A 25,010-nucleotide genomic window follows, 5' to 3' on the forward strand; every position below is an offset into this window, starting at 1 on the left:
CTATCATGAGCAAAAAAAATCAACTTAGGATAATGAGTACCTTTATTGTCCTACTTATTATTGTGGTTGCGGGTGTCTTTTGGCGACAAAAAAGCCAACAAGATTATCAACAAGCACTTGAGCAATCATTATCTCAATCTAAACAGTCACAGTCAGCTGCAGTTCAACAAGAACAGGCCGCAAATCCAGTAAAACTTTACGGACTTGAAGCAAGAAAAGAACTTGAAAGTCGGCAGTTGAATGCTAATTTAATTTTGCAGCGAGATGAACGCTTTGCTCAACTAGAATACGGACATGGCGATTATCATACATTAGATAAAAACGGTTGTGCAATTGTGGCTTTATCTATGATTAACGCCTACTTTGATCACAAAACGACTACACCTAACCAAGTTTTAGATTGGGCACAAAATCGTTACTTCACAGATTATGGTACTTCTTGGCAAATATTTGATGATTTCGCTAAAACCTATGGTTATCATGTTGCTGATTTAACAGATAACCTAGATTTAGCACTATCTTATCTGAAAGACAATATTCCTGTTGTTATTTCAGTTAATCCAGGTAAGTTTACCAAAGTCGGTCATATTATGGTCTTAACAAGTTTGGATAATGAAGGTAAGATTCACCTACTTGATCCAAATGATGATGAGACTAAAAAGCATAGTTTAACGGCTTATACGCCAGATGAAATTAAAACCGAACTCAAAAATATGTGGGTTTTTACATAATCAGTCTATTTTAAATTGAAAGTTTGTTCGCCGAACTTTTCTTGTGATAAAGCAGATTGTGCAACTAATCTAACAGGTTGCGTAGTATTAGTTAGTTCATAAGCAACAGCATTTTCGGCTGTTTCGCCTTTTTTAATACTATTAACCATATTTCTTGTATAGTTTGTATATTGTGGCATAGGTGGATTGGTTAGTTTGCTTTCAGTGCCACTGTCTGATTGATAAGCATCAAAGTAATTCAACCAGGAACCAGGCGTTAATTCAGCCCCCGACTTGTTGGTGATTTTATACCAAATAACAAAAGCGGGCTTTCCGCCAAGTTCATTGACTTCACCACCAGGCTGTGAGACTTGTGTTTTGACAATCTCAATTTTAGCATCATTGTTTTCAAAGACATTATTTTTGAATGATGAAGTATTAGTGTAAGTTTGTGAGCTCGTTGCACTTGAATTGCCTTGGCTAGAGTTGTTGTTAGAAAGGGTTGATGAACAGCCAGCAAGAGCTAGAGTACTAAGTAATAAACCAGCACTTAGTAGTTTTTTCATGGGATACCTCCAGATAAAAATTATTGTATTAGTATAACAAAAAATAGCTAATAGAAAGTTATTTTTTAGTATTTTTAATGTAACTTAATAAATACAAATTAAAAAGAAGCTCTTCAAGCAATTGACTAGGGAAGCTTCTTTTTTAATTAAGTTAAGTTAATTTTCTCTTTTTTTTCGACATAACGATATAACAACTGTAAAGCTTTCAGATAGTCCGTATTTTTGACACCAAATAAAACTTTAACATCTGTTCGACTTTGATTAACAAATTGCACATCAATTTGGTTTTGATTTAACTGTTCAATTAAATCACTGACTAAGTAGGGCTTGTCTGAAAATTTATCTGAAACAGCCGCAATCAATGAAATACCTTCTTTTAGTTCAATCTGACAATCCGTTGAAAACAGAGTATGCAAATGATTAATTAACTCATCTTTTCGTTGATGCAGTTGTTCATCTGACACAACTAAATCGATATGATCTTTTCCTGAAAAAGTATAGGACGGACGTAGTGAAAGGTTATCCAGTAGCTGTAAAATTTCAACGAAGTTAGAAAAATCACGGTTCAAACTAAATTTTTTGATATGGACTAACGCATGATTTTGTTGACCAACAAGTCCTGTAATGAGTTGATGAGAGGAATAGTCACAGATTGTTGTCCCCAAAGCATCAGGATGATTGGTATCTAAGATGACGGTTTTGATATGTTTATCTTTAATTGGCTTAATGGCATCTTCTTGAAAAACCGATAGTCCCATATAAGCGAGTTCTTGTAGTTCATCATAAGTTAGCTGTTCAATGCGTTTTGGGTTAGCAATTAAGCGAGGATCTGCAGCTTTAATTCCAGCCACATCTGTCCAGTTTTCATACAAATCAGCATTGAGTAAGTTAGCAATAACTGATCCCGATGTGTCACTGCCACTTCTTGGCATGAGTTGAATGTGTCCATGATTATCTAAGCCATAAAAGCCAGGGAAAACGCAGGGAGTAGCTTGTAAATTAAGAGCAGCGAATTTTTCTTGTGAAGCTTTTAAATCCACTTGATTTTGGTTAAGGACTAAGAAGTCAATGGCATCGACAAATTGATAGCCCAAATACTCAGCCATTAATTGAGCAGTAAAGTATTCACCACGACTCACACATTCTGCGTAAGACAAGTGATTGAGGTTACGATAAAAGTCTTCCAATTGATAATCAAGATTAACTGTCAAAGCAAGGTCTTTTTTTAATGTTAAAAGACGTGCTTTAATGCGTTCAAAGTGTTCAGCAGCTAACTCATCATTAGCTCGATTATCATAAAGAGCAATTAACTCATCGGTAAGTTTAACCGGATTTGCTTCATCTTTCCCCATGGCACTGACGACAATATGTGTGCGATTTGGATTATTTTGCACGAGACCTTTTACTTTATTAAATTGATGAGCACTAGCTAAGGAGCTACCGCCAAATTTTGCAATAATCATAAGACCCGCTCCTTATCATTTGCTGCAATATTAACCATAAAGGCTTGGTTATCTTCTTTTAGTAGTTGAGCCATTGCTTGGTGCATTTTTCCTGCAGGCATAGATTCAACTAGTGAATAAATGTTATTGACCGCCTTAATTTGGCTTGAATTAACGTATTGTGATAAATCTGCACTTGTTCGAACCAAATAATCAGTCAGTGAAAGATTAGTGTTGAGTTTAAGTGTTGATTTTTCAGCTGGGATAACACGCGGTGTTTGGTCAACAATATCTAAAATATCTTGAACAACCGCATTAGCCGTTGGAAATTTACCAGCACCTTGTCCCATAAAACCAAGTTCGCCAATGGTGTCACCATTTAAACTGGCATAGTTAAAGTTATCATTGATACTGGATTCAACTTGGCTTGGGTTGTAGAGTGTAGGCTCAATAACGTAGTCGAATTCATTTTGAGCACGACGACTTTTACCCATTAACTTCACAATTAGGCCCAGCTCGTTGAAATAATTGATATCTTGATCTGTAATATTGCGGATACCAAAACATGGTAACTCAGCACTTGGTTTGATTGAAGTATTGTAAGCTAGATTAAAACTAATACATAATTTGTTTTCAATATCATAGCCATCAATATCAGCACTTGGATCGGCTTCAGCATAACCTAAATCTTGAGCTTCTTTTAAAATATCGGCAAAAGGCTGACCCGTTTTCTTCATTTGGTCAAGAATAAAGTTACTGGTTCCGTTGAAGATACCACTAATACTTGACACATTATCAATACGAAGAGAACGTTCTAAGTTTTTGATCCAAGGGATACCACCTGCAACACTAGATTCAAAGTAGAAATCCACATTATTATCTTGGGCTGTTTTGACAAATTCATCCATATATTTGGCAATAACAGCTTTATTAGCACTGACGACGTGTTTGCCATTTTGAAGGGCTTTCAAAATATAGTCATGAGCAGGTTCAATCCCACCCATTACTTCAACAACGACATCGACATCATCATTCAATAAAATATCATCAATGTTAGCGGTCATTTCAGGTAAGTCCTTTGTCCGAGTTTCACGAACAAAAATGTGAGACACGGTTAGATTTTGGGTATGTGTCGTATTTCCTTTCTTAATAATGTCATAAACACCCGTTCCAACGGTACCAAAACCTAAAATCGCAATGTTCATCAATAAAGACCTCCTTGAAATTTTGTTTATTTATAATAAACACTTGTTTTTATTTAATAAACACTTTATCATAATCATAGTGAACAAGCAACAAAAGTTAAGGAGATTATTTATGCCTCAATATACCAGTACTAGAAATCATCAAGTCGCACTGCCAGCAAAGCGTGCTATTTTTCAGGGATTCTCAAAAGATAAGGGACTATTTGTGTTACCTGAAATCCAAAAATACCCATTAGATATCAACCAATTAAGTGGCTTGAGTTATCAAGATATTGCGAAACAAGTCTTAACAAGATTATTACCTGATTTTACACAAGATGAGATTAATCAAAGTGTTGATAGTGCTTATGATCAAACCTTTGATAGTCCAGAAATTGCGCCATTAAAAGCAGTCGATAGTTTTTATGTGCTTGAACTTTTCCACGGGCCAACCAGTGCTTTTAAAGATGTGGGCTTACAGTTATTACCTAAACTAATGCAATATGTGTTAGATGACCAAGAAAAAGTGATGATTCTAACTGCGACAAGTGGTGATACTGGAACTGCTGCTTTAAATGGATTTAAAGATAATGCCAACACTGGTATTACGGTTTTTTATCCTAATGGTGGCGTTAGTTTTGTTCAAGAAACACAAATGCGGTCAACTTTTGGCCACAATACTAACTTAGCTTCAATTGAAGGAAACTTCGATGATGCTCAAACTAAAGTTAAACAAATTCTAAATGATGCCCAGCTAAGTCAAGAACTAGGAGATAAGATTAGCCTATCGAGTGCGAATTCAATCAATATTGGCCGTTTGATTCCGCAAGTTGTTTATTACTTTAATGCTTACAAGCAATTAATTGATCAAGGCAAGATTAAAGCGGGAGATAAAGTGAACTTCACGGTGCCAACCGGAAACTTTGGTGATGTTTTAGCGGGTTACTATGCCAAATTAATGGGATTACCTGTTAATCGTTTAATCATTGCTTGCAATGAGAATAACGTCATTGCTGATTTCTTTGAAAATGGCGAGTATAACCGCAATCGTCCGTTCTTTAAAACCGTTGCACCAAGTATGGATATTCAAATTTCAAGTAATTTTGAAAGACTACTTTATTACAAGAGTGGTGAAGATACGGAATTAATTCAGCAGTTAATGTCAGACTTAGAAACAACGGGTCAATTCCAAGTTGATGCTGATTTACTAGCCGCAATTAAACAGGATTTTGCTTGTGGTTTTTGTACAGATGAAGAAATCAAAGAAATGATTCACGATTTATATGAAGAAACAGGGTACTTAATGGATCCGCATACTGCTTGTGGGTATAAAGTAGTGCGTGACTTTGAAGAGCCAGATTCTGATATTCCTAACATCTTATTAAGTACGGCTAGCCCATATAAATTTATTGATACGGTTTATGAAGCAGTTATGGGGGAAGTTAGTGAAGTCGATGCCATGCAAAAGATTATGGCAGTTGAACGTCAAACTGGCTTTACGGCACCTGATGCGATTAAAGAATTATTCGGGATTCAAACCACAGAACAAGATAGTTTATCAATTAATGAAATGCGTGATTATGTCAAAACTAAAGCAAAGGAGTTGTAATCGATGATTAAAATCACAGTACCAGCTACAAGTGCCAATATTGGTCCAGGTTTTGACTGCCTAGGTCTAGCAGTCAATATTTTTAGTACATTTACTTTTGAATCAAGCTCAAAGTAGTTAGAAATTTTAGGGTGTGATTCGACTTATCAAAATGATAGCAATTTAGTCTATCAAGCGTTTGTGAAAGGCTGTGATTACTTAGGCCAAGAAGTCCCACATTTAAAACTAACAATTGATAGTGATATTCCCGTTTCAAGAGGGTTGGGTAGTTCAGCAAGTTGTATTGTTGCTGGAATTAAAGCAGCTGGATTGTGGTTTGATCAAGATTTTACTAACGATAGGTTAGTTAAATTAGCAACACAAATTGAAAAGCATCCAGATAATATTGCACCAGCAGTCTATGGTAAGCTTTGTTCAGCTTTTTTAGATGGCGATAAAGTTGAATTGACACAATATGAAGTTAGTTCAGATTTAAAATTTACAGCGATTATCCCCGATTATAAAATGAGTACTAAAGAAGCTCGACAAGCTTTACCCAAACAGCTTACTTACGCTGATATTACATTTCAAATTAGTCACAGCTTAGCCTTAGTACAAGCTTTAGCCCAAGGTGATTTTGAAAAGTTAGCAGCAACTTTAAAAGATAAAATGCACCAACCTTATCGGACACCACTGATTAAAGAATATGACGAGATTGAACAAATTGCGAAAAGCCATGATAGTTTAATTTACTTAAGTGGTAGTGGTTCGACAATGATGTTCATTTCACCTAATGATGAAAAACGTGCTAAAATAGTAAAGGTTTTGACTGAAAAGTTTGCTAAATTCACAGTAAAACCAATTGAAGTTGAACAAAATGGAATAGTTGCGAAGGTGCAAAATGATAAACAAGTATTATATAGTCGATAAATCAATCTTGCCGGACTCTTATGAAAAGGTCATTCAAGCAAGAAAGCTCATTGATACTGGCGAAGTAACACAAGTGAGTGAAGCGACTAAAAGAGTCGGGATTAGTCGAGGAACGTATTATAAATATAAAGATTTAGTTTTTAATAATGAACGAGGAGATTGGAATAAAAAAGCAGTTATCTCGTTTATGTTAGATCATCAAAAGGGTATTTTATCTAAAGTATTGAGCATTATTTCTGAAAAGAATGCGAGTATTTTAACCATTAATCAAAATATCCCGATTCATCAAATTGCGAGTGTGATGATTTCACTTGATTTTAGTGAATTGACTTGCACGGTTGATGAATTACTTGAAGCGATTGACCAAATTTCAGGAGCGACTAAAGTTGAATTAGTTTCTATTGAATAAGGTCATACGCATTTTAATTTTAAAAAGCACCGATTATAATTTCTATTAAGAAGTCATAATCGATGCTTTTTTATGGAGAAAAGAGGGATAAGGATGAAAGTTGAAATTAAAGAAACAGCAGAACTAACACCAGCTGAATTATTGACTATTTTAAAAGAACGGACCAAAGTGTTTGTCGTCGAACAAAAAAGTCCCTATCAAGAAGTTGATGATTGGGATAATCAGGCCATCCATGTTATGTTTTGGACAGACAATCATGAATTGGCAGCTTATGCCCGTATTTTAAACAAAGGCGACTTTATTAGTTTTGGTCGAGTATTAGTTACACGAACATTTAGAAAACAAAAATTAGGCAAAAAGTTGGTGCAAACAGTATTAGATGAGATTAATCAAAGATTTCCCAATCAACTTATTCAAATTGCGGCCCAGTCTTATTTGCAGAAATTCTATGGCAGTTTTGGTTTTCAAGTGAGTTCTCCTGAGTATTTAGAAGATAATATTCCACATATTAATATGATTTTAAAATAGTATAATATCGTTTAATATGTTGTAGTATAATATATTATATTTTCGCCATAATGTATTCATTTTGTAACGATTTAGTAACAATACTCTGCTAGAATTATCATGATTACATGAGGTAGCGTAACGGAGGAAGAAGTTACAATGAACAAAAAAAATAAACTAGTTTCAACTTTAACACTGGCATCTTTAGTATTGGGAGTTGCAACAGCAACACAACACGAAGTAAAAGCTGATACCGGATTGCAAATTGCAACGGGTAACTACATCGATGGCCAAAAAATAGCATCATGGCAAAACGTGACAACTAACCCAACAGTTAAGAATTATTTACCAAATGATGGTCAATGGTTAGTTCACAATGAAGCAAAAGATCCACAAGGTCACTCTTATTATTTAGTAGGAAATAATGAATATGTGATGGCCAAATATACTGACTTATTGGGTGAAAACTCAGAACAAGCAATGGATGCGACGGTGACTATTGATTATATTCCAGGATACAATTTAAGAATCTGGTCAGAACCAAACAGCACACAAGCAACTGGTATTGTGCAACATCAACAAGACTATCATGCTTATAAAAGACGTGTTGTTCACGGTAAAACTTGGTATGAAATTGGTGCTAATCAGTGGGTAAATGGTGATTATGCTAAAATCAAGATTGAAGAAAAACGTGAAGATAAAAATGATAATCAACAAATTGAACCTGAAGCACCAGCAACTAACCCACAACAATTATTTGCTCAGCAAACTTCAGCTAAATTAAAGCAAGACAGTTTAAATTCTCATTTGATTTTACAAACTGATGAACGTTATAAGAGTTTACCTTACGGAACAGGAGATGGAACTCTTGATAAGAATGGCTGTGCAATTACATCATTAGCAATGGTTAGTGCCTTCTTTGACAACTCAATCAAAACATCTCCTGCAGATATTTTGAATTGGTCAGGTAGTCGTTACTTTATTGATGGCCAAGGTACATCTTGGGATATTTTTCCAGATTTTGCGACACAATTTGGTTATCAATTTCACGATTTAGGTAATGACATCAACAACGCAATACCTTACTTGAAACAAGGGATTCCTGTTGTTATTTCGGTTGGTCCTGGTCAGTTTACTGGAAGTGGCCATTTAATGGTGCTATCTTATGCTGACGATAACGGGATTAGATTACTTGATCCAAATGATAGTCCAGATAAAAATCACAGTTTGACGATTTATAGTCCTGCTGAAATTCAAAAAGATATGATGCATATTTGGGCTTTTACTAAATAATAGCGTACAATATATCATTTCATAATATAATATGTTATGAAAAACCACTTCTTAATGAAGTGGTTTTTTTGTTAGATAACCTAACCAAAAGTTAAGGATAATAGTCACTAAAGCATAGCCAATAAAGAAATAATAGCTGAAGTAACTATTGGTTGAGGCTAGTAGTGGAAAGATGAAACTGGTAATGGGTGGCATTATAACAAGGACTGAATTAACAGTTGTAATGATACCCCCTAGTTGTATTGCTGGATATTTTTGGATAACTAGTGTGGTAAATCGAGGTGAGATAATCCCAATTAAGCTACCTGTGATTCCAACAGATAAAAAAATAATAGCGACTTGATTAACTAAAAATCCAAGCCCCAGCAGTATTAAAAAACCATTAGCCACTAGTGCTAGATTTCGAGTTGAAATTTTGGTTAAGCAAATAGAACTGAGACTATTACCTATAATCATAGAAATAGTGATTGTAGCTGATAATAGCGAAATCATAAGAGCACTGGTATCAGCTGAAATAGGAGCGTTACTTTGCAAAAATAAAACATAAATCGGTGTTAATCCACCTAAACTCCCATTGAGCAAAGCTAATTGAAGCAAATCATTTAAAATGGGTTTGTTGTTTACTAAACTACGGAAGTTAGTTTTAATTAACTTCCAGCTTGGCTGTTTTTGAATTGACAGTTGCTGGTTGTAAGGTACAAGCTTGGCTTTTAATTGCCAAAACCCTATGGCTACAATCAAAAAGATAAGGGCATTTAGCCCAGAAATTGTTTTGGGCAGAAAAATCGTCATTAAGTAAGCTCCTAAAAATGTTGCCATAGCACTTAGTAGCTGAGAAGTAATGCTAATAAGGCTTTGAGCTTTTGGCATGTCAGCTGGTTGGACCATCAATTTGGTAAAAGGAGCTATGAGAGCTGATGAATAGTTGCCAAGTAAATCAGATAAAAAGTTGAACGCGGCAATACTTAAAATTAATGTCATCGTTGGTGTGTAATTAAGTAATATACCGATAAATAAATATAAGGCAAAGCGAAGAAATCCAGTCCGAATCAATTGGTTAGGCTTATGAGGGTTTTGATCAGCTAAACTGCCTAAAAAAATACCCAACAGTAAGGGCAGGGTTTCAGAAATAGCAATGATAGTGATGGCAAGATGCGGTTTGGGAAGAGTAGCCGCAATGGATAAGAGAACCGTGTAGAAGAGTCTATCACCGATTTTTGAAAAAAGATTAATACTAGCTAACTGTGTAAATCCCGGATTTTCTTTGAGAAATAGTAGTTGCTTACGAATGAGGTTAAACATGTCAGTCACTCCTTTAAATTTAATAAGCCTATTGTCTGTGATAAGATAGCTAAAATGAAATAAAGTCAACAAAAGTTGACCAATTAAGGAGGAGTTCGATGTATGGACCTGTTATTCAAAAAATTAGACAAGGCAAAAATTTGAGTTTTAAAGCTGTTTATACAGGTGTATGTTCTAAGACGAATGCGATTAAGTTTGAAAAAGGAGAACGGCAATTGGCAGCTGATAAATTTGCTAATGTTTTAGCTCATCTAATGCTGAGCTTCTCAGAATTTTTGTGGATTAAAGCTAATTATGAACCTTCTCCCTCCCTGTATTATCAGTATGAAGCGAGCCAAAGTTGGAATCAAAATAAACGAGAATTATTTAATCAACAAATTCGCTCACTAGAACAAAGCTCAGTTAAAATTGAACGTTTAAAATTAGCAAGTTTTCGGCTATTAAAGGACTATCAAAATCAGCAAGACCTTAGTAAAGAAGAACTGACTTTAGTTACTACTTATTTTTCAGAATTGTCATTATGGACACTAGCTGACCTGAAATTTTTTGCAAATAATTGTTACGTTTTACCATACGACTTGTTGAAACAACTATTAGCAGAGGCAGTAAAGGTCTACTCACGTTATGGCTACTTCAAAAACAGTCACGAAATAGTAGCGACAGTTATCGTTAATAGTGTAGATTGTATGATTGCTAATCAAGATTTTAATTTGGCCAATACATATCTTGATTTTTTAGATAATCAGATTCTAGGCGAATTTAAGTTGATGAGTTATCAACTGCTTAGTCGATATTATCGAGCTAAAATTTTATTTTTGTTTATTGATAAGAAAAAAGGAAAACAAGATCTTAACCAAGTTTTAGAGATTGCCAAGTATTTAAATAGTCAGTTAATTGCTGATGAAATCAAGGGATTGTTAAATTAAACTGAAAAAATTAAAAAAAACTGAATTTAAGGGTTGCATTTTTAATTTAACCGGTTATAATTGGTAACAAGATTTAGTTAAGAGCTCACATCAAAGGGTATCAGCTATTTCGAAAAATCATTATTGAATTAATGAGGACAATTTGAAAGAGGGGGTGGTTCCAATGGAATCTGCGATTGCAAGTTCAACCGATGATTATTTTTTAGAGGTGAAGCAAGATCAACACCTTTATGATTCTGTTAGACCGCCTACGGATGTAGGTGGCTAACCAATGTAAGGAGAGATTACTATGACTGCACAAGCCAAAGCAACAAATGCAACGTTAACCAAACCGAAACCCACGAAAGGATACATGACATCATTACGTCAAGTCTTTCGTGAGCAGAAAACAAAATTAATGTCTAAATATAGCAAACAGGTAACAGCTGAAGCTTTAGCAGACCGAGTCTCTCGCCACCGAATTCATTTAACTCGATTAAAATCTGAATTCGAAAAAATGCGATATTCTTCAAATTTTGAAGCACATCAAACAATGATTAACGTTCGTTTTTCCAGCGGATAGAGTAAAATTATTATGTAAATAAAAGTGTCATGAAATAAGTAGCGATTATTAATTATGGAGTCCACAAATGCAGTGTTTACCCACTAAATTTGTGGACTTTTTTATTAAAAATAAATTAAAATAGATGTTGACTTTTTAATTTTATACGTTACACTAAGTAACAAGTTAAGTGATAGGCCAATTGTAATTGTCCTTTTTAACAACAAACTAACAGGAGGTGGTCGACATGGAGTCTGCGATTAGTCACATTTCAGATGAAGGTCCAATTAATATTATGAATTTAACTATGTTAGGCCACTTTTTGGTCGTTTGAGGATTAAGAAGTGATCCTAACTCAAAAGGAGAGCTTATTATGACAGTTAATTTAAAGGAAAAATATCAACAATTATCTCAATTAGAAGAAAAAGTCGCACAAGACTTATATCAAGCTTATCAAACTAAATCATCATTACAGATGGCCGATTACGAAGAAGCTGTTAAAACAGAAGAAGCGGCTTATCGTGTACAAAGACGCGTTATGGCACTAAAAAATGAGCCCTTAGGAGGTTATAAAGTCAGCCTAACAAGTCAAGAAACACAAAAAATGTTTGATTCAGATGAACCGCTTTATGGAGCTCAAGTTGCCTCTCATTTTGTCAAAAGTGGTAAAACATTGCGGATGAAACAAGATTTAATGGCACCATTAGCAGAGGTTGAATTAGTTTTTCGTGTAAAATCTGATTTAAGTCCAAGTGACTCTTTAGCAGAATTAGCAGCTAAGACAAGTGTTGCACCAGGAGTGGAGGTTCCTGATTCTAGATTTGCAGAGTGGTTTCCGAGTTTATCCAAATATTTAGTGATGTCAGATTCAGCGGTTGGTGGATACGTTGTTTATGGCAAAGAGCTTGAAACTTCGAACTTTTCAATGGAACAGCTAAGCCGTGTGTCATGCCAATTGTTCCATGATAATCAAGAGGTTGCTGCGGGGAATTCAGCAGAAGTTTTAGGGAATCCACTAAATGCATTAAAATGGCTAGTTGATAAACTAGCCAAACAAGGGGTAAAACTGTCAGCTGGCGAACGTGTATCTTCAGGTACATTTTTATTACCAGTTGCAGTAACTTCAGGTAACTGGCATGTCAAGTTTAACGATTATTTTGAAGATGTCCGCTTCAAAGTAACTGATTAAGTCATTTTGTTCATTATAAATACACTCAAAAAAAGACTGTCTGAATTTCAGACAGTCTTTTTTGATGCAAAGTTATAGTTTAATTTGTAATTCTGTAACAAAACTTTCTTCGTGATCACTGCTACTGTGATTAGGTGATGAAACTTCAATAACCTGAGCTTTTTGATGACCTCTCAAAGTTTGGTAAGCCTTTTTTAGTCGTTTTAAGTAAGTTAAATAGTTATCTAAATTCCAATTGAACTTGATACAAAGATAATGACCTTCATCTAAAGTTTTGATGAGGTCCGAATCAAAACTTGAATGAGGATTAAGAATCGTAACAAAAAGATACTGATAGTGAATATTAGATAGTCTTTGATAGTCATCAAGGGCAAAGACACAGTTATACTGATAGGCTTTGGCATCTAAGTTTTGTTGATCAAGTTGTGCGTAGAGGTCTCTAAAGTAGAGGTCAGGTTGAACCTCAGGTGTCACAGTCGCAACATCAGGCAAGGTTAAAACTTGCCTTGAGTCAATTTTTCTTTGATAAACTTCGCCATCTGGATAGCTGAGTAGTAAATTTTGGTCAGTTAATAACTCAATTTGATTATTTAATAATGCTTTAATGGCGTGAAGTTCAGTAAGTTGTTGATCAATTTCATGGCGATAGTTTTTGAGAAAGTGGCTGAGTTGTTTTGGTGGTAAAACAATAATTTCTTTAATTTGTTTAATAGAGATATCCAACCTTCTTAGATATTTAATCGTTTCTAAATAAAATAATTGCCGAATACCATAATAGCGGTAATGATTTTGTGGGTTAGTAAACTCTGGCTTAAACAAATCAATATTGTCATAATAGCGAAGTGTTTGAACTGAAATGTCTGCTAGCTTAGCAACTTCACCAATAGTTAAGTAGTCCAAAATTTTTTCTCCTTTCGGGTTGACTCTATAGTTACTATAGGGTTTAGCCTTACTATATCAAATTTTAGAAAGAAGGCTAATATATGACTAAAACTTTACGTTTAATTGCACCAGATTGGCAAGGTGGTAATCGTCCAGAATACTATACAGGAGCGGAGCTATTGACACATTTAGTTCCAAAAAATAACCATCAACAAGAAGTAAGACTTGATATAGCACCACCTACAAAAACATTAACAACTGAAAATGGTGTTTTTGGTCAGTCGGATGTTTTGAATAACATGAGGTTAGCTCAAGAAGCTATTGAAGCAAATAATCCCGATAAAATCATTACACTCGGCGGAACTTGTTTAGTTTCTCAAGCACCATTTGATTATCTAAGCGGTGAATATGGAGAAGATTTAGGTGTGATTTGGATAGATGCCCATCCAGATGTTTCTAATCCTGAATTATTTACCAATGAACATGCAATGGTGTTGGGAAACCTTGTTCATCAAGGTGATCCAAAACTCCAAAAAGAAGTTCAGCATCCATTATCACCGAATTCTGTTCTTTATGTTGGTTTACAAGAACCCAATGATGATGAAAAAGTTGTGTTGAATCAGTTAAATATTGCTAGCCAAGTGAGTGTTGATATTGAGGCTATCCAAAAATGGATTTCGCAACATCAATTTAAAAAACTTGCGATTCATTTTGATTTAGATGCTTTATCACCTGAGTTATTTCATTCAACTTATTTTTCTGAACCAGGAAAGACTGACTATCCAGCTAGTTCGGGGGCATTATCATTGCTTGATGTTGGACACTTATTAGAGCAACTGTCTGAAACTAACGATATTGTCGGCTTAACAGTTGCTGAATATTTACCATGGGACGCGATAGCATTAAAAAAATTATTTAATAAACTTCCGATTTTTAAGGATTAATATAAACACCAATAATTCGTTGATATAACAGTGTTTAGGGATAAAAATTAGTTGTTTTAATTAAGAAACTCCTTAAAATTATGATATAAAAATTAAAATAATATAAAAAAGTTATTGCTTTTTATTAAAAAACATGTTGTAATTTTAACAATACAAAAAACAAAAACACAACATGAGGGGAGTTCTATATATGAAAGAGAACACAGCTAATCAGGCCAAAAAGCCGATGGATTACGTTTATCAAGTTTCTGCAGGGGTGTCAAATGCTATTTTAGTCTGCTTAGGAATTGGATTGCTTTTACAATCAGTCGGAAAAATGACAAATATTCAGGCTTTATATCAGATTGGAACCATTTCTCAAGTCTTACTAGGACCAGCTATTGGGGTCGCAATCGCTGCTTGTTTAAATAGTAATACTCTAGTTATCTTTAGTGCGATGATTTCATCGACTATTGGTGCTAATAGCGTGTTCTTTTCAGAAGGTGGCATGAATGCGATGACAGCAACGGGACATCATATGTCACTTGCGAGTAACAGCACCATGTTCACTTCAGGACAACCTATCTCAGCTGTAGCTGCAGGTCTAATTGCTGCATTAGTAGGGAATTACCTAACTGGGAAAACCCCACTAGACATGATGTTAGTGCCACTTTCAGCAACTGTAGTGGGAACGATTTCGGGATTAGTGCTAGCTGCTGTGACTACACCAGCTCTAGTTTGGATGAGTAAATTCATTTACGATTCCGTTACAATCAATCCTGTGGTAGGTTCAATTGCCGTTGCAGTGGTTTGGGCAATCTTTATGATGACACCAGCTTCATCAGCGGCACTAGCAATTGCGATTATGTTAGATCCCGTTTCATCAGGAGCCGCTTTGATTGGGACAACAGCCCAATTTGTAGGCTACACAGTTATGTCATTTAATCAAAATAATTTAGGAGCAAACATTGCACAAGGACTAATTACACCTAAAGTTCAGTTTGCTAACTTGTTAGCTAATCCAAGATTGGCTATTCCACCAATGATTGCAGCAATTATCTGTGCACCTATTGCTACTGTTGCTTTTGGATTCACCACAACACCTCAATTGGCTGGATTAGGTTTGACTTCGTTAATCGCGCCAATCAACCTTGCTTCTACCAATTTGAATGCGTTGATGGTGTACATCGGCGTAGGTATGGTCTTACCCGCTATCATTTCATATGTAGTATACAAACTACAACTTGCGATTAAATGGGTAGAACACGGTCAATTGAAACTAAAAATTGTTTAGTTTAGCATTATTCAAAATAACTTACTCAATGAGTAAGTTGTTTTTTATTGCCTATAATCATGATATCCTATAAGTACTGTTCAGAAGGGAAATAAATATGGCGATAATTAGTATTATGATTGATTTGGTATTTATAATTAGTATCACTTTAATTGATGTAACCATTTTCTTTAAAGAAATAGAAAAGCCAAAGCAAAAGCGTAGTTCTTTACTGATTTTGTTAGCAATTATTTCATTTGTGATTGTGTTACTTTATACCGTGTCTTTAGTATTAAAAGCATTTTAAATTAAAAAAGCATCTTGCAAATCCGCAAGATGCTTTTTATTACGTTAACCCAAGGCAAGTAACGTACTTTGAGCTGAGATGATTTCATCATAAAGTTGATTGAACAAAGCTTGGCTATATTTATTATTGCGATAATTATCAATAATAAAAGTCAATTCATATTGTAATAAGGCCATCAGATATTGATTTTCTGATAATTTGGAGTCTAATTGACCATCAACTTGTGAACTCTGTAAGACTAAAAGTTGTCTAAGTGCGATTACTTTTTGCTTGTTTTCTGTTTGGTAATCGTAGTCTTTCAAAAACTTAGTTGTAACAGGTTTCAAAATTTCTTTAAGCTCTTTAAAAGCTGCTTTCAAACTATCTGATACAATGATTTTTTTGAAGTAAGAGAGATACTCATAATCTATGACAAGTTTTTGACGTCGTCTTGTCAAAAACGCATGATAAACAGGTAATTTAATGAATTTAAGTTGGTGATCAATGCGCTTGATTTTTTGCCGAATTTTGACTAATTTAGCCTCCGTTACTTCAGGTGAATTTTCTAGTTTGAGTGAGCGAAATTCACGGTGTCTACGACGAAAAGAAAACAAAACATTTAAAGAGGTTTGATTATTTTGTTGTGCAGATTTTAATCGGTTAAATAATTCTACAGCTTCTGGAGATAACTGTTTTTTCACAGTTGCTTGTTGAACAGCTAAATAGTAGTCATGACTCAGACTAGTTGTAATGTGTTTGAGTTCTTTTGGAGAAAATAATGTTCGTTTTGATAGTCCAGTTTGAGTGTGGATTCGACGACTTAAGTTGAGTTTAGTTTGGTTATCAATAGGTAGCGTATCGATATGGGCAATTGTTGCCGCTACAATTTCTTGATGAGCTTCTTGAACTTCATCAATTGTTAACTCGATTTTTCGTCCCGGTAGTAGAAAAGGCAGAACAATCAAGGGAATCACAAAACTAAACACGATAACGAATGAAGCAACAACCAAAATATCGTCACGATAATCTAATAAACCAATAGAAGGTAAAGAAAGTGCCATCGCAAGAGTCACACTGCCATGAACACCACTAATTCCAAAAATAATCGCGTTTTGCCACTGGAACCGTTTATCAATCGTATCATCACCTGTATAGAAGTAAAACAGTGTTCGAATAACAAAGAATAAAAGCAGTGCACACAAACTGATTCCAATCAGTTCATAATAATGTAAATCAGTTAGAAACTCGATGTTTTTAAAGATAATCACTAAACTAACACCTAAAATACCAAAAACAATCCCATTTAGTATTTGACTTAAAACGCCCCACAATTGAGTCATTAAGTTAGTCATTTGAGAAGACATCAAAAGTGTTTGTTCTTGTTCTTCATGATGAAAAATCCCTGCCATCACAACGGCAATAAAAGCTGAAACACCAATTTCTTCAGCAATAATATAAATTAAAATAGGGGTCAATAATTGAATCAGTACTTGTGAGGTTGCGTCATTAAAATGATGTTTTAATAAATAGTTACGAAAGAAAATAATAACAACTGAAGCTAAAACACCAAAAATAATTCCGCCGACTGCTGCGTAGATAAAGGTTAAAAAACCTTCAATTGGACTGATATGTCCTGTTCTTACCCAAATTAAAGATAACTCTAAAGCCACGACCACCGTTGCATCATTGAACATAGATTCCATTTCTAGGTCGTCACTAAGCTTTTCGGGTGTTTCAAAGTTGGATTTAATCGATCCCAATGCTGTTGCATCCGTGGGCGTTACAATTGCAGCCACAGCCAAAGCAATGCTAAAGGGCCAGCCAAGGACATAGTGAATGAAGAGCATTAAAGCCCCCATGCACATAAAAGCTAGCCAAAAAGAAAGTTGAAAGATTTCCTTAGAGTTTTCAACAATATATTGACGAGTAGTTTGTTGTCCTTCATAAAATAACAATGGGGCAATAACAATAGGCAAAAACCACTGGGGATCTAAAGAAGTAACGTAGTTTTGCATACTTGGAATCATGGCGAGTACGATACCAAGTACGGTTTGCCAAATAGCTTGGGGAATTTTAGGAAAAATATTAGCTAAAAAATTAGCTAGTATAATCACAAAAAATAGTCCTAGCAAAAAAATCAACATGGCTTAATATCTCCTTTACTAAGTATTTACGTTCCTAATCATACACTTATTTAAGACATTTGAAAAAATAAAAATCATAAAAATTAGACATTAATTAAAATTTTAATTTACTTTTACTAATTGGAATGGTAAAGTCTTATCATAAACTTATTTAATAAAGGAGATTTCATTTATGGATTTATTTATTCCAGAATCATACGATTCTAAATTATCAGTCAAACAGACACAACTTGCGATTCAACAAATTCGCGAGGCATTTCAAAATAATTTGGGCAATGCACTTAATTTGAATAGAGTATCTGCTCCAATGTTTGTTTTGAAGAATACGGGTTTGAATGATAATTTGAATGGTGTTGAATCTCCCGTTTCCTTTCAAATTAAAGACATTCCTGGTGAAGATATTGAAGTTGTTCATTCTTTAGCAAAATGGAAGCGTAATGCACTAGGCCGATTCGGCTTTGAAGTGGGTAGTGGACTTTATACTAACATGAACGCCATTAGAAAAGATGAAGAGCTCGATAATGTTCATTCTATTTATGTTGATCAATGGGATTGGGAGCGTGTTATTGATAAGTCAGAACGTCACTTTGATACTTTAAAAGAAACTGTTCGTAAAATTTTTAAAGCAATCAAACAAACACAAGCAGAGGTTGCACAAACTTATGGTGATGCAATTTATGCCTTGCCTGATGACATTACCTTTATAACAACACAAGAACTAGAAGATCGATATCCTGAACTAACACCAAAAGAACGAGAAAATGCCATCACAAAAGAACTAGGAGCTGTTTTCTTAATGCAGATTGGTGGTAAACTGAAAAGCGGTGAACCACATGATGGCCGAGCACCTGACTATGATGACTGGCAATTAAATGGCGATATTTTATTTTGGTTTGAACCTTTACAAAGTGTTTTAGAAATTTCTAGTATGGGAATTCGTGTAGACGAAGATTCCTTAAAAGAACAGTTAGCTATTACTGGGTTAACTGAACGTGCTGATTTACCTTATCACCACAAGATTTTAAATCAAGAATTACCTTATACAATTGGTGGTGGAATCGGACAATCTCGCCTATGCATGCTACTGTTACAAAAAGCACATATTGGAGAAGTTCAAACGAGTGTTTGGCCACAAGAAATGATTGATAAATGTGCTGCTCATGGTATTAATATCCTATAATAAAAAACCTTAACCAATATTGGTTAAGGTTTTTTTGGTTTTAACTCACTATAAAGTGTAACAGCTTGAACTGTTGTAAGATGAAAGTGATCTCGGATATTTTCTACAGCTTGTTGCGTTGTTTCACTAGATGCAATGATAGATTTGATCGTTGCAACTTTTGTTTTATCCGATAAAAATGATTGAATATATTGTTTTTCCAACTTGTTTTTTTGAAAATAAGCAATGACTGAAATGATAATAAGTAAACTAATAATCCCAAATAAAATATTTTGCATATCTAAACCTCCAAGGTACCTGATTTACTATTATATTATCATAATGTTTGAGGAGTCAGTAGTTTACTTTAACAAGTTTAAATGATTAATAAAAAACGTCTGGAATTTTGATCCAAACGTTTTTTGTTACATACTCATTAATCCGACAAAGTCTAAGTTGTCTTGATCAATTTCCATATAAGGTACTTTAAGGGTTGTGCCAACTTTTTTGGCGTTCAAAATATAGTGGCCTAAATTAACATTTTTGGATAATTGTGAAGCTTCAAGTAATGCTTTTTGGATATTATGAATACCAATTTGAACATCAAAACTGCCAGTGGCCTGTGGGTATACCTCATTGAGCAAGGCTATTTTTTGGTAAGGTGTCTTTGTTCCAATTTCAGATTGCTGAATTTGTTCTCTTTTTTCAAGAATTTCAAGGACAGCAGGGCTGTCATTGTTTTGAGTTTGGTTAATGAATTTGTGTTCATGATCTAAATCAAAATCTAGATTATAAATACTAAGATCACTGTTATCTTTTTGAATATTATCGATTAGTTGTCGTCCTGTTTTCATTTTAGGGTTGTGATTTTTGGTGCTAACAAATTCACCGACCCATAAGTCATCATGGTAATAAAATGCGATTTGATAATTATTCCATATTTTATTAAAGAACTGTTTTCCCAAGAAATCAAAAGCTTGTAAGGTTCCGATTGATAATTTCATTTGTTGCATTTCTCCTTAACTTGTTAGAATTTATGTATGAATGATAAAAAAGCATCCGAAAAGTCGCGATGCTTTTTTGTTTTTTATCTTAAGTGATCAAAAATACCACGAATAAAATCCCACATACAAAATCCTCCTTAACACTATTTATTGTCACTTAATTATAACTGTTATAGACAAAATAAAAAAGAGGCTATTATTGCAATAATAGCCTCTTTTTGACAAGGTGGACTGATAGTATTGTTATTAACTAGTGTGCTTTATCTGTTTATAAAGTTTATAAGTGGAATTATGTTAAACGAGAGATCGACAATAATAAAAATACTATCAATAAACCTTGTTAATTGTTCTTTACAGGGGCTATTTACGGATACATTCTAGTCAGAACAACTGGCCTTTTATTATAAAAACTTCAAAAGACTACCCCCCGAGTAATGCGATCTTACTACTGAATGTACGGGAATAATAGCGTGGTAACGAACAATTAAACTATAAAACAAATAAATTGAAAAGTGTAGCTGAAAAGCAGAACTTTCAAATGCTAAGCTACTTAGACAATAAAAAAACGCAAACTTAGTACTTAAAGTTTGCGTTTTTTATGAAAGAAAAGATGTCGAATATCAACTAATATATACATACTAACACTTAACAAAATAACCATGATAGTTTTACCAACGATAGCGCCATTGAGATAAAAAATATTAGGTTGCTCGGTCAAAATTTCTTGAATCAAACCAGTAAACCCTAAAACCGAATTGATTAGTAAGGCTATAATTAAAAAAATAAGGCTATTTCTTTTATATGTTCGTAAGGTATTGAGTGGAAAATTACGAGAACTATGATGATACGTTACTAGAGTGATAAACAACAGAATCAAGCTAGTTAACGGGAAGTTGATGATTTCTAACAAAGTTAGATAACCAATAAAAATAAACATTATTTGGACTAAACACAGGTGTTTAAGTGAACTTTTTTCATGACTTTTTGGAAAAAGATGTGAAATATATTTTTTAGTGGTTAAATCTTGTTCAAGTAACTGATTAATCGGAATTTCAAACTGTTGACTTAGCTTACGTAAGGTTTCAATGTCTGGAAAACTACGTTCAGTTTCCCAACTAGAGATAGTTTTACGCGAAACATTCAACAATTGTGCGAGATCTTCTTGAGTCAGATTATTATCTGTTCTGATTTTTTTAATATTATGAGAAAATTTCATAACTTATCCTTTAATTATACTAATTACAATGATCATACAGTATTAAGTATATAGAATTTTAGTAGTGTTGCAAAGAAAAAACAGGATAAGTTTAAAGAAAAGGTAATATTTATAAAATAGTTCGACTTTTATTAAAAAAAAATGATATTATGATAGTAATCATTAATTCATGGAGGATGACTATGAAAAATATTGTTGAAATTAAACAGCGCGATAGCGTTCAAATGTCAGAAACCGACATTAGAGGCTGGAAGATAACCGATGAGGGACAAAGTTATGCGATGTTAAAACGTCGAGGTATTAGACTAGAGGATTGGTTTTACGACAACCAAAGTATGATCCCACAAAATATTTATTTCAATAATAATGAACTATTTATGTATTCAACATTTTTAGAATTAGGCGAAAATATTGAAATTTTAGAAGTCTTTATTAAAGAAAACTTTGGGGACTTATTGCCTGTGTAATTAAATACCAGTCAAGTATTTCGAATATAAAGCCAATTTTGGAACGTTATTTTTTGTTAATTTTAGGTATAAGGGTTAGGATTGCCAATGTAAGCACAAAACACTTGTTTTGGTGCATTTTAAATAAAAGGTGATGAGTTTTATGAAAGAAACACATCGGAGAATTAGCGACTTGAGTTTGCCTTCTGTCCAAGAGATGACCTACCTACGCCTAAAATACGAACAGCAATTAACAAAAGGGCATAAAAGTGATTACAGTTTAGGATATGACCAAGCAAAACAAAATTTAAACTGTCATTTTACTTGGCATCACTATCCTGAAAAGTTGCCTAGTTTGAGTAGTTTGTCTCACTTTTTAACAGATGGTGCTTTTCAAAACTATTTACGTGGTTACGAAGATGCAATGATTAGTTGAAATAAGTTGAAAATAAGCCTTCAAGTGAAGGCTTATTTTTTGTTGTTTTAATTAAATTAAAATGATATATTTAATCTAACATTTATCTAAGAGGAGAAGAAGATGTCATATATTACAATGAAAGGTGTGAGTTATAGTTATCAAACCTATCAAAAGAAATCAGGTCTTAAAGCTAATCTGGCTGATTTGATAAAGCGTCACTACCAAAGTAAACAGGTTTTAGATAACATTTCACTATCCATCAAACAGGGAGAAAAAGTAGGATTGTTGGGGCCTAATGGTTCAGGGAAATCAACCATTATCAAATTATTAACTGGAATTTTACAGACTACTTCAGGAACTATTTCAGTGGCAAACAATACGCCTGATACAAATAATGCTGACTTTTTAGCCAAAATCGGGGTCGTTATGGGGCAAAAAAGCCAACTAAATTGGGATTTGCCGGCAGCTGACACTTTCAAAATTTTAAAATCGATTTATAAAATTAAAGAAGCAGATTATCAAAAAAGGTTATCAAAGTATCTATCAATGTTTCAACTAGAAGAAGTTGTGTATGTTCCGGTGAGAAAGTTATCATTAGGAGAACGAACCAAATTAGAAGTTATTGCAGCGTTATTGCATGGTCCTGAATTATTAATCCTCGATGAACCTACAATCGGCATGGATATCGTCAGTCAACATGCTTTGCACAGTTTCATTAATGAAATCAACCGATTAGAGAATGTGACCATTTTGCTGGTTAGTCACCAAATGGCAGATATTGAAGCGATTACATCACATCTGTTAGTTTTGTTGGATGGGCACATCACCTTTGATGGGTCAGTCCACCAATTCATCAAAAAAGCGCAACTACCCAAACCACAAATTACGATTACACATCACACTGATCAATCGCCGATTATCGCTCAGGAGCATACCCAATTTAAAACTGATTCAATGCAAACCACAATTACAGACTATGAAGATGAGAGTACAATTACGTTAAAACTTAAAGACATTCAAAACTTTCAAATTGATAATCCATCGTTAGAAGACTCCCTGTATGAATTATTCAAGAAAAGAAAGGAGTAGATTGACCGTTGAAGTATCTCACTAGTGCCAAAAATAGTTTTTTAAGCTTATTAACGTATCGGGCTAATTTTTTAATTTCATTAATATCACGAGCAATTCAATTAGGGTTAGCATTTTTAATGTGGGCAGCTATTTATCAAAATACCGCAGATACTGTTATTCAAGGATACACAGCTTCCCAAATGTTTAAATATCTGTTATTGACGGCATTATTATCTTTTATTTTTACTTTTGCACCCGTTTTTAAATTAGCTAGTTCGATTAAAACAGGGCGTTTGAATACGCTATTACTTAGACCAATCAGCATCAATCATGATAGCTTAGCTATTTTTTTAGGTAGTAGCAGTCCCTTTATTCTATTAGTATTAGTGTTTATGACCATCTCTCAAACGCATATTGTGATGACTTTATGTTTAATTGGTTATTTCATATTGAGTTTAATTGTTTGGCACGAATTAATGTTTATCATTGGAACATTAGCTTTTTGGCTAGTACAAATTTGGCCACTTCGTCCGATTATTAATGGGCTTTATCTACTTTTTGGGGGATTATTATTTCCGTTAGATATTTTACCGCCATTTATTTATCAATTATTTCGCTTTTTCCCAATCTCGCTAGTTTCTAGCGACTTTGTGGAATTAATTGTCAAAGAAGAACAAAGTTTGCAATTAATGGTGGTATATAGTGTAGCTTTAATTGGTTGGTATTTAGTGTTAAAAGTTTGTGCAAACTTTCTTTTTAAAAAAGGACTTAAAAAATTCGAAGGGGTAGGATTATGACACTAACCTTATACTTTATTCTAGCCAAACAAAGTTTTAAAGAGTTTACCACTTATCGGGGAACTTCTATTTTAGTTGCTCTCTTTGGTTTTATCCTAACTTTAATAGAGGTTTTAGCCGGTAATGTTTATTATACATTGAGTGATACGATTGGTGGTTTAACTTACAATCAATATTTAGTTATGATTATGGGTCTTGCTTGCGTGACGTCAACGTATCAATTCTTGTTTGTTGGTGCTCACGAGAATTTAGCTAATGATATTATCTCAGGTAATTTAGATTATACGTTTTTAAAACCAATTAATTCTTATTTTTACTATGCTTTGAGAAAATTAGATTTTCCAAGTTTAATTAATTTAATTATCTACTTACCCGTGACAATTTCACTAATTAATAAATTCAGCCTTAACTTTGGTCAGTGGTTAATTTTAATAGCCTTTTACCTGGTAGGCGTGTTATTTGTTTTTTCTTTAAATCAACTTGTAGTTGAAGTTGCCTTTTTTAAAGATAATCTAACGGCATTGAATGGTGTACCGGAATATTTAATTGATTCTGCTAATCGTCCTCAAGGAATTTTTCCAGGAGGATTACGTCTCATCTTATTATATTTAGTCCCTGTGCTATCGTTATCTAACGGTATTATTTATTTAGTGATGACACAAGATAAAATTCAATTAGGCATTCAAATGTTTTTAGCCTTAACAGTTTTTACAACCTTACTATTTTTAGGATCATACTTACTTTGGCAAAAAGGAATTAAAAAATATGTTTCAACTAATTAAAGACAAAATGACACTAAGTCAA

27 protein-coding genes are annotated in these 25,010 nt (G+C 33.9%); 18 read left to right on the forward strand and 9 right to left on the reverse strand.

Annotated elements, in window-relative coordinates; translation table 11 throughout:
* The first annotated feature begins 5 nt into the window (after window positions 1–5).
* Window positions 6–731 carry a C39 family peptidase gene (locus tag R4Y45_RS06470; protein ID WP_339970362.1) on the forward strand — a complete coding sequence of 242 codons (726 nt, stop codon included), beginning with the start codon at window positions 6–8 and terminating at the stop codon, window positions 729–731.
* 5 nt (window positions 732–736) lie between these two features.
* On the opposite strand, the gene R4Y45_RS06475 is transcribed toward R4Y45_RS06470, so the two are convergent.
* The 3 genes from R4Y45_RS06475 to R4Y45_RS06485 all read right to left on the reverse strand — a co-directional run bounded on the left by R4Y45_RS06475 (window position 737) and on the right by R4Y45_RS06485 (window position 3,923).
* A complete protein-coding gene (locus R4Y45_RS06475; protein ID WP_339970363.1) occupies window positions 737–1,276 on the reverse strand; it encodes a DUF5067 domain-containing protein in 540 nt (179 codons plus the stop codon).
* Window positions 1,277–1,422: 146 nt separating this feature from the next.
* Entirely contained in the window at window positions 1,423–2,739 is a 1,317-nt protein-coding gene (locus tag R4Y45_RS06480; RefSeq protein ID WP_339970364.1) for an aspartate kinase, read from the reverse strand.
* Window positions 2,736–3,923 (reverse strand): homoserine dehydrogenase, encoded by a 1,188-nt coding sequence (locus tag R4Y45_RS06485; RefSeq protein ID WP_339970365.1) that lies wholly within the window; start codon window positions 3,921–3,923, stop codon window positions 2,736–2,738. Before R4Y45_RS06485 ends, R4Y45_RS06480 begins: the two co-directional genes overlap by 4 nt.
* 112 nt (window positions 3,924–4,035) lie before the next feature.
* Here R4Y45_RS06485 and thrC point away from each other — a divergent pair, with 112 nt between their 5' ends.
* The 5 genes from thrC to R4Y45_RS06510 all read left to right on the forward strand — a co-directional run bounded on the left by thrC (window position 4,036) and on the right by R4Y45_RS06510 (window position 8,629).
* Window positions 4,036–5,511, forward strand: a complete 1,476-nt coding sequence (gene thrC, locus R4Y45_RS06490) for a threonine synthase (RefSeq protein ID WP_339970366.1) — start codon at window positions 4,036–4,038, stop codon at window positions 5,509–5,511.
* A 123-nt stretch (window positions 5,512–5,634) separates the two neighbouring features.
* Window positions 5,635–6,420, forward strand: coding sequence for a homoserine kinase (gene thrB / locus R4Y45_RS06495; RefSeq protein WP_339970423.1), 786 nt, complete (start codon window positions 5,635–5,637; stop codon window positions 6,418–6,420).
* Entirely contained in the window at window positions 6,395–6,829 is a 435-nt protein-coding gene (locus tag R4Y45_RS06500; RefSeq protein WP_339970424.1) for an ACT domain-containing protein, read from the forward strand. The genes thrB and R4Y45_RS06500 overlap by 26 nt, the downstream gene beginning before the upstream one ends.
* Before the next feature lie 93 nt (window positions 6,830–6,922).
* Window positions 6,923–7,357 carry a GNAT family N-acetyltransferase gene (locus R4Y45_RS06505; RefSeq protein ID WP_339970367.1) on the forward strand — a complete coding sequence of 145 codons (435 nt, stop codon included), beginning with the start codon at window positions 6,923–6,925 and terminating at the stop codon, window positions 7,355–7,357.
* Window positions 7,358–7,495: 138 nt separating this feature from the next.
* The gene (locus R4Y45_RS06510; protein WP_339970368.1) at window positions 7,496–8,629 is read left to right on the forward strand and encodes a C39 family peptidase; all 1,134 of its coding nucleotides are present in this window, start codon (window positions 7,496–7,498) and stop codon (window positions 8,627–8,629) included.
* Window positions 8,630–8,680: 51 nt separating this feature from the next.
* Here R4Y45_RS06510 and R4Y45_RS06515 read toward each other — a convergent pair whose 3' ends face one another.
* Complete coding sequence (locus tag R4Y45_RS06515) at window positions 8,681–9,931, reverse strand: MFS transporter (protein ID WP_339970369.1); 1,251 nt, start codon at window positions 9,929–9,931, stop codon at window positions 8,681–8,683.
* A 98-nt stretch (window positions 9,932–10,029) separates the two neighbouring features.
* Here R4Y45_RS06515 and R4Y45_RS06520 point away from each other — a divergent pair, with 98 nt between their 5' ends.
* The 3 genes from R4Y45_RS06520 (at window position 10,030) to R4Y45_RS06530 (ending at window position 12,587) form a co-directional block, all read left to right on the forward strand.
* Window positions 10,030–10,857, forward strand: coding sequence for an Rgg family transcriptional regulator (locus tag R4Y45_RS06520; RefSeq protein WP_339970370.1), 828 nt, complete (start codon window positions 10,030–10,032; stop codon window positions 10,855–10,857).
* Between the two features lie 289 nt (window positions 10,858–11,146).
* Window positions 11,147–11,419 carry a hypothetical protein gene (locus R4Y45_RS06525; protein WP_339970371.1) on the forward strand — a complete coding sequence of 91 codons (273 nt, stop codon included), beginning with the start codon at window positions 11,147–11,149 and terminating at the stop codon, window positions 11,417–11,419.
* A 352-nt stretch (window positions 11,420–11,771) separates the two neighbouring features.
* Window positions 11,772–12,587: a 2-keto-4-pentenoate hydratase gene (locus tag R4Y45_RS06530; protein ID WP_339970372.1), complete on the forward strand. Its 816-nt coding sequence runs from the start codon at window positions 11,772–11,774 to the stop codon at window positions 12,585–12,587.
* Window positions 12,588–12,659: 72 nt separating this feature from the next.
* Here the strand turns inward: R4Y45_RS06530 and R4Y45_RS06535 are convergent, their stop codons facing one another.
* Window positions 12,660–13,487, reverse strand: coding sequence for a MerR family transcriptional regulator (locus R4Y45_RS06535; RefSeq protein ID WP_339970373.1), 828 nt, complete (start codon window positions 13,485–13,487; stop codon window positions 12,660–12,662).
* Window positions 13,488–13,570: 83 nt separating this feature from the next.
* Here R4Y45_RS06535 and R4Y45_RS06540 point away from each other — a divergent pair, with 83 nt between their 5' ends.
* The 3 genes from R4Y45_RS06540 (at window position 13,571) to R4Y45_RS06550 (ending at window position 15,972) form a co-directional block, all read left to right on the forward strand.
* Window positions 13,571–14,413: an arginase family protein gene (locus tag R4Y45_RS06540; RefSeq protein WP_339970374.1), complete on the forward strand. Its 843-nt coding sequence runs from the start codon at window positions 13,571–13,573 to the stop codon at window positions 14,411–14,413.
* 190 nt (window positions 14,414–14,603) lie between these two features.
* The gene (locus tag R4Y45_RS06545) at window positions 14,604–15,686 is read left to right on the forward strand and encodes a PTS transporter subunit IIC (RefSeq protein WP_339970375.1); all 1,083 of its coding nucleotides are present in this window, start codon (window positions 14,604–14,606) and stop codon (window positions 15,684–15,686) included.
* 97 nt (window positions 15,687–15,783) lie between these two features.
* Window positions 15,784–15,972 (forward strand): hypothetical protein, encoded by a 189-nt coding sequence (locus R4Y45_RS06550; RefSeq protein ID WP_056974752.1) that lies wholly within the window; start codon window positions 15,784–15,786, stop codon window positions 15,970–15,972.
* Between the two features lie 44 nt (window positions 15,973–16,016).
* Here R4Y45_RS06550 and R4Y45_RS06555 read toward each other — a convergent pair whose 3' ends face one another.
* On the reverse strand, window positions 16,017–18,095 hold the full coding sequence (locus R4Y45_RS06555) for a cation:proton antiporter (protein WP_339970376.1): 2,079 nt from the start codon (window positions 18,093–18,095) through the stop codon (window positions 16,017–16,019).
* A gap of 172 nt (window positions 18,096–18,267) precedes the next feature.
* On the opposite strand from R4Y45_RS06555, the gene asnA reads away from it, so the two are divergent.
* A complete protein-coding gene (gene asnA / locus R4Y45_RS06560; RefSeq protein WP_339970377.1) occupies window positions 18,268–19,275 on the forward strand; it encodes an aspartate--ammonia ligase in 1,008 nt (335 codons plus the stop codon).
* Window positions 19,276–19,298: 23 nt separating this feature from the next.
* Here the strand turns inward: asnA and R4Y45_RS06565 are convergent, their stop codons facing one another.
* The 3 genes from R4Y45_RS06565 to R4Y45_RS06575 all read right to left on the reverse strand — a co-directional run bounded on the left by R4Y45_RS06565 (window position 19,299) and on the right by R4Y45_RS06575 (window position 21,474).
* Window positions 19,299–19,553 (reverse strand): hypothetical protein, encoded by a 255-nt coding sequence (locus R4Y45_RS06565; RefSeq protein ID WP_339970378.1) that lies wholly within the window; start codon window positions 19,551–19,553, stop codon window positions 19,299–19,301.
* A gap of 126 nt (window positions 19,554–19,679) precedes the next feature.
* Window positions 19,680–20,258 carry a hypothetical protein gene (locus tag R4Y45_RS06570; RefSeq protein WP_339970379.1) on the reverse strand — a complete coding sequence of 193 codons (579 nt, stop codon included), beginning with the start codon at window positions 20,256–20,258 and terminating at the stop codon, window positions 19,680–19,682.
* Window positions 20,259–20,838: 580 nt separating this feature from the next.
* Window positions 20,839–21,474: a helix-turn-helix transcriptional regulator gene (locus R4Y45_RS06575; protein WP_339970380.1), complete on the reverse strand. Its 636-nt coding sequence runs from the start codon at window positions 21,472–21,474 to the stop codon at window positions 20,839–20,841.
* Between the two features lie 182 nt (window positions 21,475–21,656).
* On the opposite strand from R4Y45_RS06575, the gene R4Y45_RS06580 reads away from it, so the two are divergent.
* The 5 genes from R4Y45_RS06580 (at window position 21,657) to R4Y45_RS06600 (ending at window position 24,988) form a co-directional block, all read left to right on the forward strand.
* Complete coding sequence (locus R4Y45_RS06580; RefSeq protein WP_339970381.1) at window positions 21,657–21,941, forward strand: hypothetical protein; 285 nt, start codon at window positions 21,657–21,659, stop codon at window positions 21,939–21,941.
* A 142-nt stretch (window positions 21,942–22,083) separates the two neighbouring features.
* Complete coding sequence (locus R4Y45_RS06585) at window positions 22,084–22,356, forward strand: hypothetical protein (RefSeq protein WP_339970382.1); 273 nt, start codon at window positions 22,084–22,086, stop codon at window positions 22,354–22,356.
* Window positions 22,357–22,458: 102 nt separating this feature from the next.
* On the forward strand, window positions 22,459–23,427 hold the full coding sequence (locus tag R4Y45_RS06590; RefSeq protein ID WP_339970383.1) for an ABC transporter ATP-binding protein: 969 nt from the start codon (window positions 22,459–22,461) through the stop codon (window positions 23,425–23,427).
* Between the two features lie 8 nt (window positions 23,428–23,435).
* Window positions 23,436–24,206 (forward strand): ABC-2 family transporter protein, encoded by a 771-nt coding sequence (locus R4Y45_RS06595; protein WP_339970384.1) that lies wholly within the window; start codon window positions 23,436–23,438, stop codon window positions 24,204–24,206.
* A complete protein-coding gene (locus tag R4Y45_RS06600; RefSeq protein ID WP_339970385.1) occupies window positions 24,203–24,988 on the forward strand; it encodes an ABC-2 family transporter protein in 786 nt (261 codons plus the stop codon). Before R4Y45_RS06595 ends, R4Y45_RS06600 begins: the two co-directional genes overlap by 4 nt.
* The last annotated feature ends 22 nt before the right edge of the window (window positions 24,989–25,010 follow it).

This window comes from Holzapfeliella saturejae, from assembly GCF_037546065.1.
Lineage (GTDB): Bacteria > Bacillota > Bacilli > Lactobacillales > Lactobacillaceae > Holzapfeliella > Holzapfeliella saturejae.

What these genes read in the sequence shown, in the direction of transcription:
- R4Y45_RS06470 (WP_339970362.1), top strand. Translation starts at nt 6, where the DNA reads ATGAGCAAAAAAAATCAACTTAGGATAATGAGTACCTTTATTGTCCTA.
- R4Y45_RS06475 (WP_339970363.1), bottom strand. Translation starts at nt 1,276, where the DNA reads ATGAAAAAACTACTAAGTGCTGGTTTATTACTTAGTACTCTAGCTCTT.
- R4Y45_RS06480 (WP_339970364.1), bottom strand. Translation starts at nt 2,739, where the DNA reads ATGATTATTGCAAAATTTGGCGGTAGCTCCTTAGCTAGTGCTCATCAA.
- R4Y45_RS06485 (WP_339970365.1), bottom strand. Translation starts at nt 3,923, where the DNA reads ATGAACATTGCGATTTTAGGTTTTGGTACCGTTGGAACGGGTGTTTAT.
- thrC (WP_339970366.1), top strand. Translation starts at nt 4,036, where the DNA reads ATGCCTCAATATACCAGTACTAGAAATCATCAAGTCGCACTGCCAGCA.
- R4Y45_RS06505 (WP_339970367.1), top strand. Translation starts at nt 6,923, where the DNA reads ATGAAAGTTGAAATTAAAGAAACAGCAGAACTAACACCAGCTGAATTA.
- R4Y45_RS06510 (WP_339970368.1), top strand. Translation starts at nt 7,496, where the DNA reads ATGAACAAAAAAAATAAACTAGTTTCAACTTTAACACTGGCATCTTTA.
- R4Y45_RS06515 (WP_339970369.1), bottom strand. Translation starts at nt 9,931, where the DNA reads ATGTTTAACCTCATTCGTAAGCAACTACTATTTCTCAAAGAAAATCCG.
- R4Y45_RS06520 (WP_339970370.1), top strand. Translation starts at nt 10,030, where the DNA reads ATGTATGGACCTGTTATTCAAAAAATTAGACAAGGCAAAAATTTGAGT.
- R4Y45_RS06525 (WP_339970371.1), top strand. Translation starts at nt 11,147, where the DNA reads ATGACTGCACAAGCCAAAGCAACAAATGCAACGTTAACCAAACCGAAA.
- R4Y45_RS06530 (WP_339970372.1), top strand. Translation starts at nt 11,772, where the DNA reads ATGACAGTTAATTTAAAGGAAAAATATCAACAATTATCTCAATTAGAA.
- R4Y45_RS06540 (WP_339970374.1), top strand. Translation starts at nt 13,571, where the DNA reads ATGACTAAAACTTTACGTTTAATTGCACCAGATTGGCAAGGTGGTAAT.
- R4Y45_RS06545 (WP_339970375.1), top strand. Translation starts at nt 14,604, where the DNA reads ATGAAAGAGAACACAGCTAATCAGGCCAAAAAGCCGATGGATTACGTT.
- R4Y45_RS06550 (WP_056974752.1), top strand. Translation starts at nt 15,784, where the DNA reads ATGGCGATAATTAGTATTATGATTGATTTGGTATTTATAATTAGTATC.
- R4Y45_RS06555 (WP_339970376.1), bottom strand. Translation starts at nt 18,095, where the DNA reads ATGTTGATTTTTTTGCTAGGACTATTTTTTGTGATTATACTAGCTAAT.
- asnA (WP_339970377.1), top strand. Translation starts at nt 18,268, where the DNA reads ATGGATTTATTTATTCCAGAATCATACGATTCTAAATTATCAGTCAAA.
- R4Y45_RS06565 (WP_339970378.1), bottom strand. Translation starts at nt 19,553, where the DNA reads ATGCAAAATATTTTATTTGGGATTATTAGTTTACTTATTATCATTTCA.
- R4Y45_RS06570 (WP_339970379.1), bottom strand. Translation starts at nt 20,258, where the DNA reads ATGAAATTATCAATCGGAACCTTACAAGCTTTTGATTTCTTGGGAAAA.
- R4Y45_RS06575 (WP_339970380.1), bottom strand. Translation starts at nt 21,474, where the DNA reads ATGAAATTTTCTCATAATATTAAAAAAATCAGAACAGATAATAATCTG.
- R4Y45_RS06580 (WP_339970381.1), top strand. Translation starts at nt 21,657, where the DNA reads ATGAAAAATATTGTTGAAATTAAACAGCGCGATAGCGTTCAAATGTCA.
- R4Y45_RS06585 (WP_339970382.1), top strand. Translation starts at nt 22,084, where the DNA reads ATGAAAGAAACACATCGGAGAATTAGCGACTTGAGTTTGCCTTCTGTC.
- R4Y45_RS06590 (WP_339970383.1), top strand. Translation starts at nt 22,459, where the DNA reads ATGTCATATATTACAATGAAAGGTGTGAGTTATAGTTATCAAACCTAT.
- R4Y45_RS06600 (WP_339970385.1), top strand. Translation starts at nt 24,203, where the DNA reads ATGACACTAACCTTATACTTTATTCTAGCCAAACAAAGTTTTAAAGAG.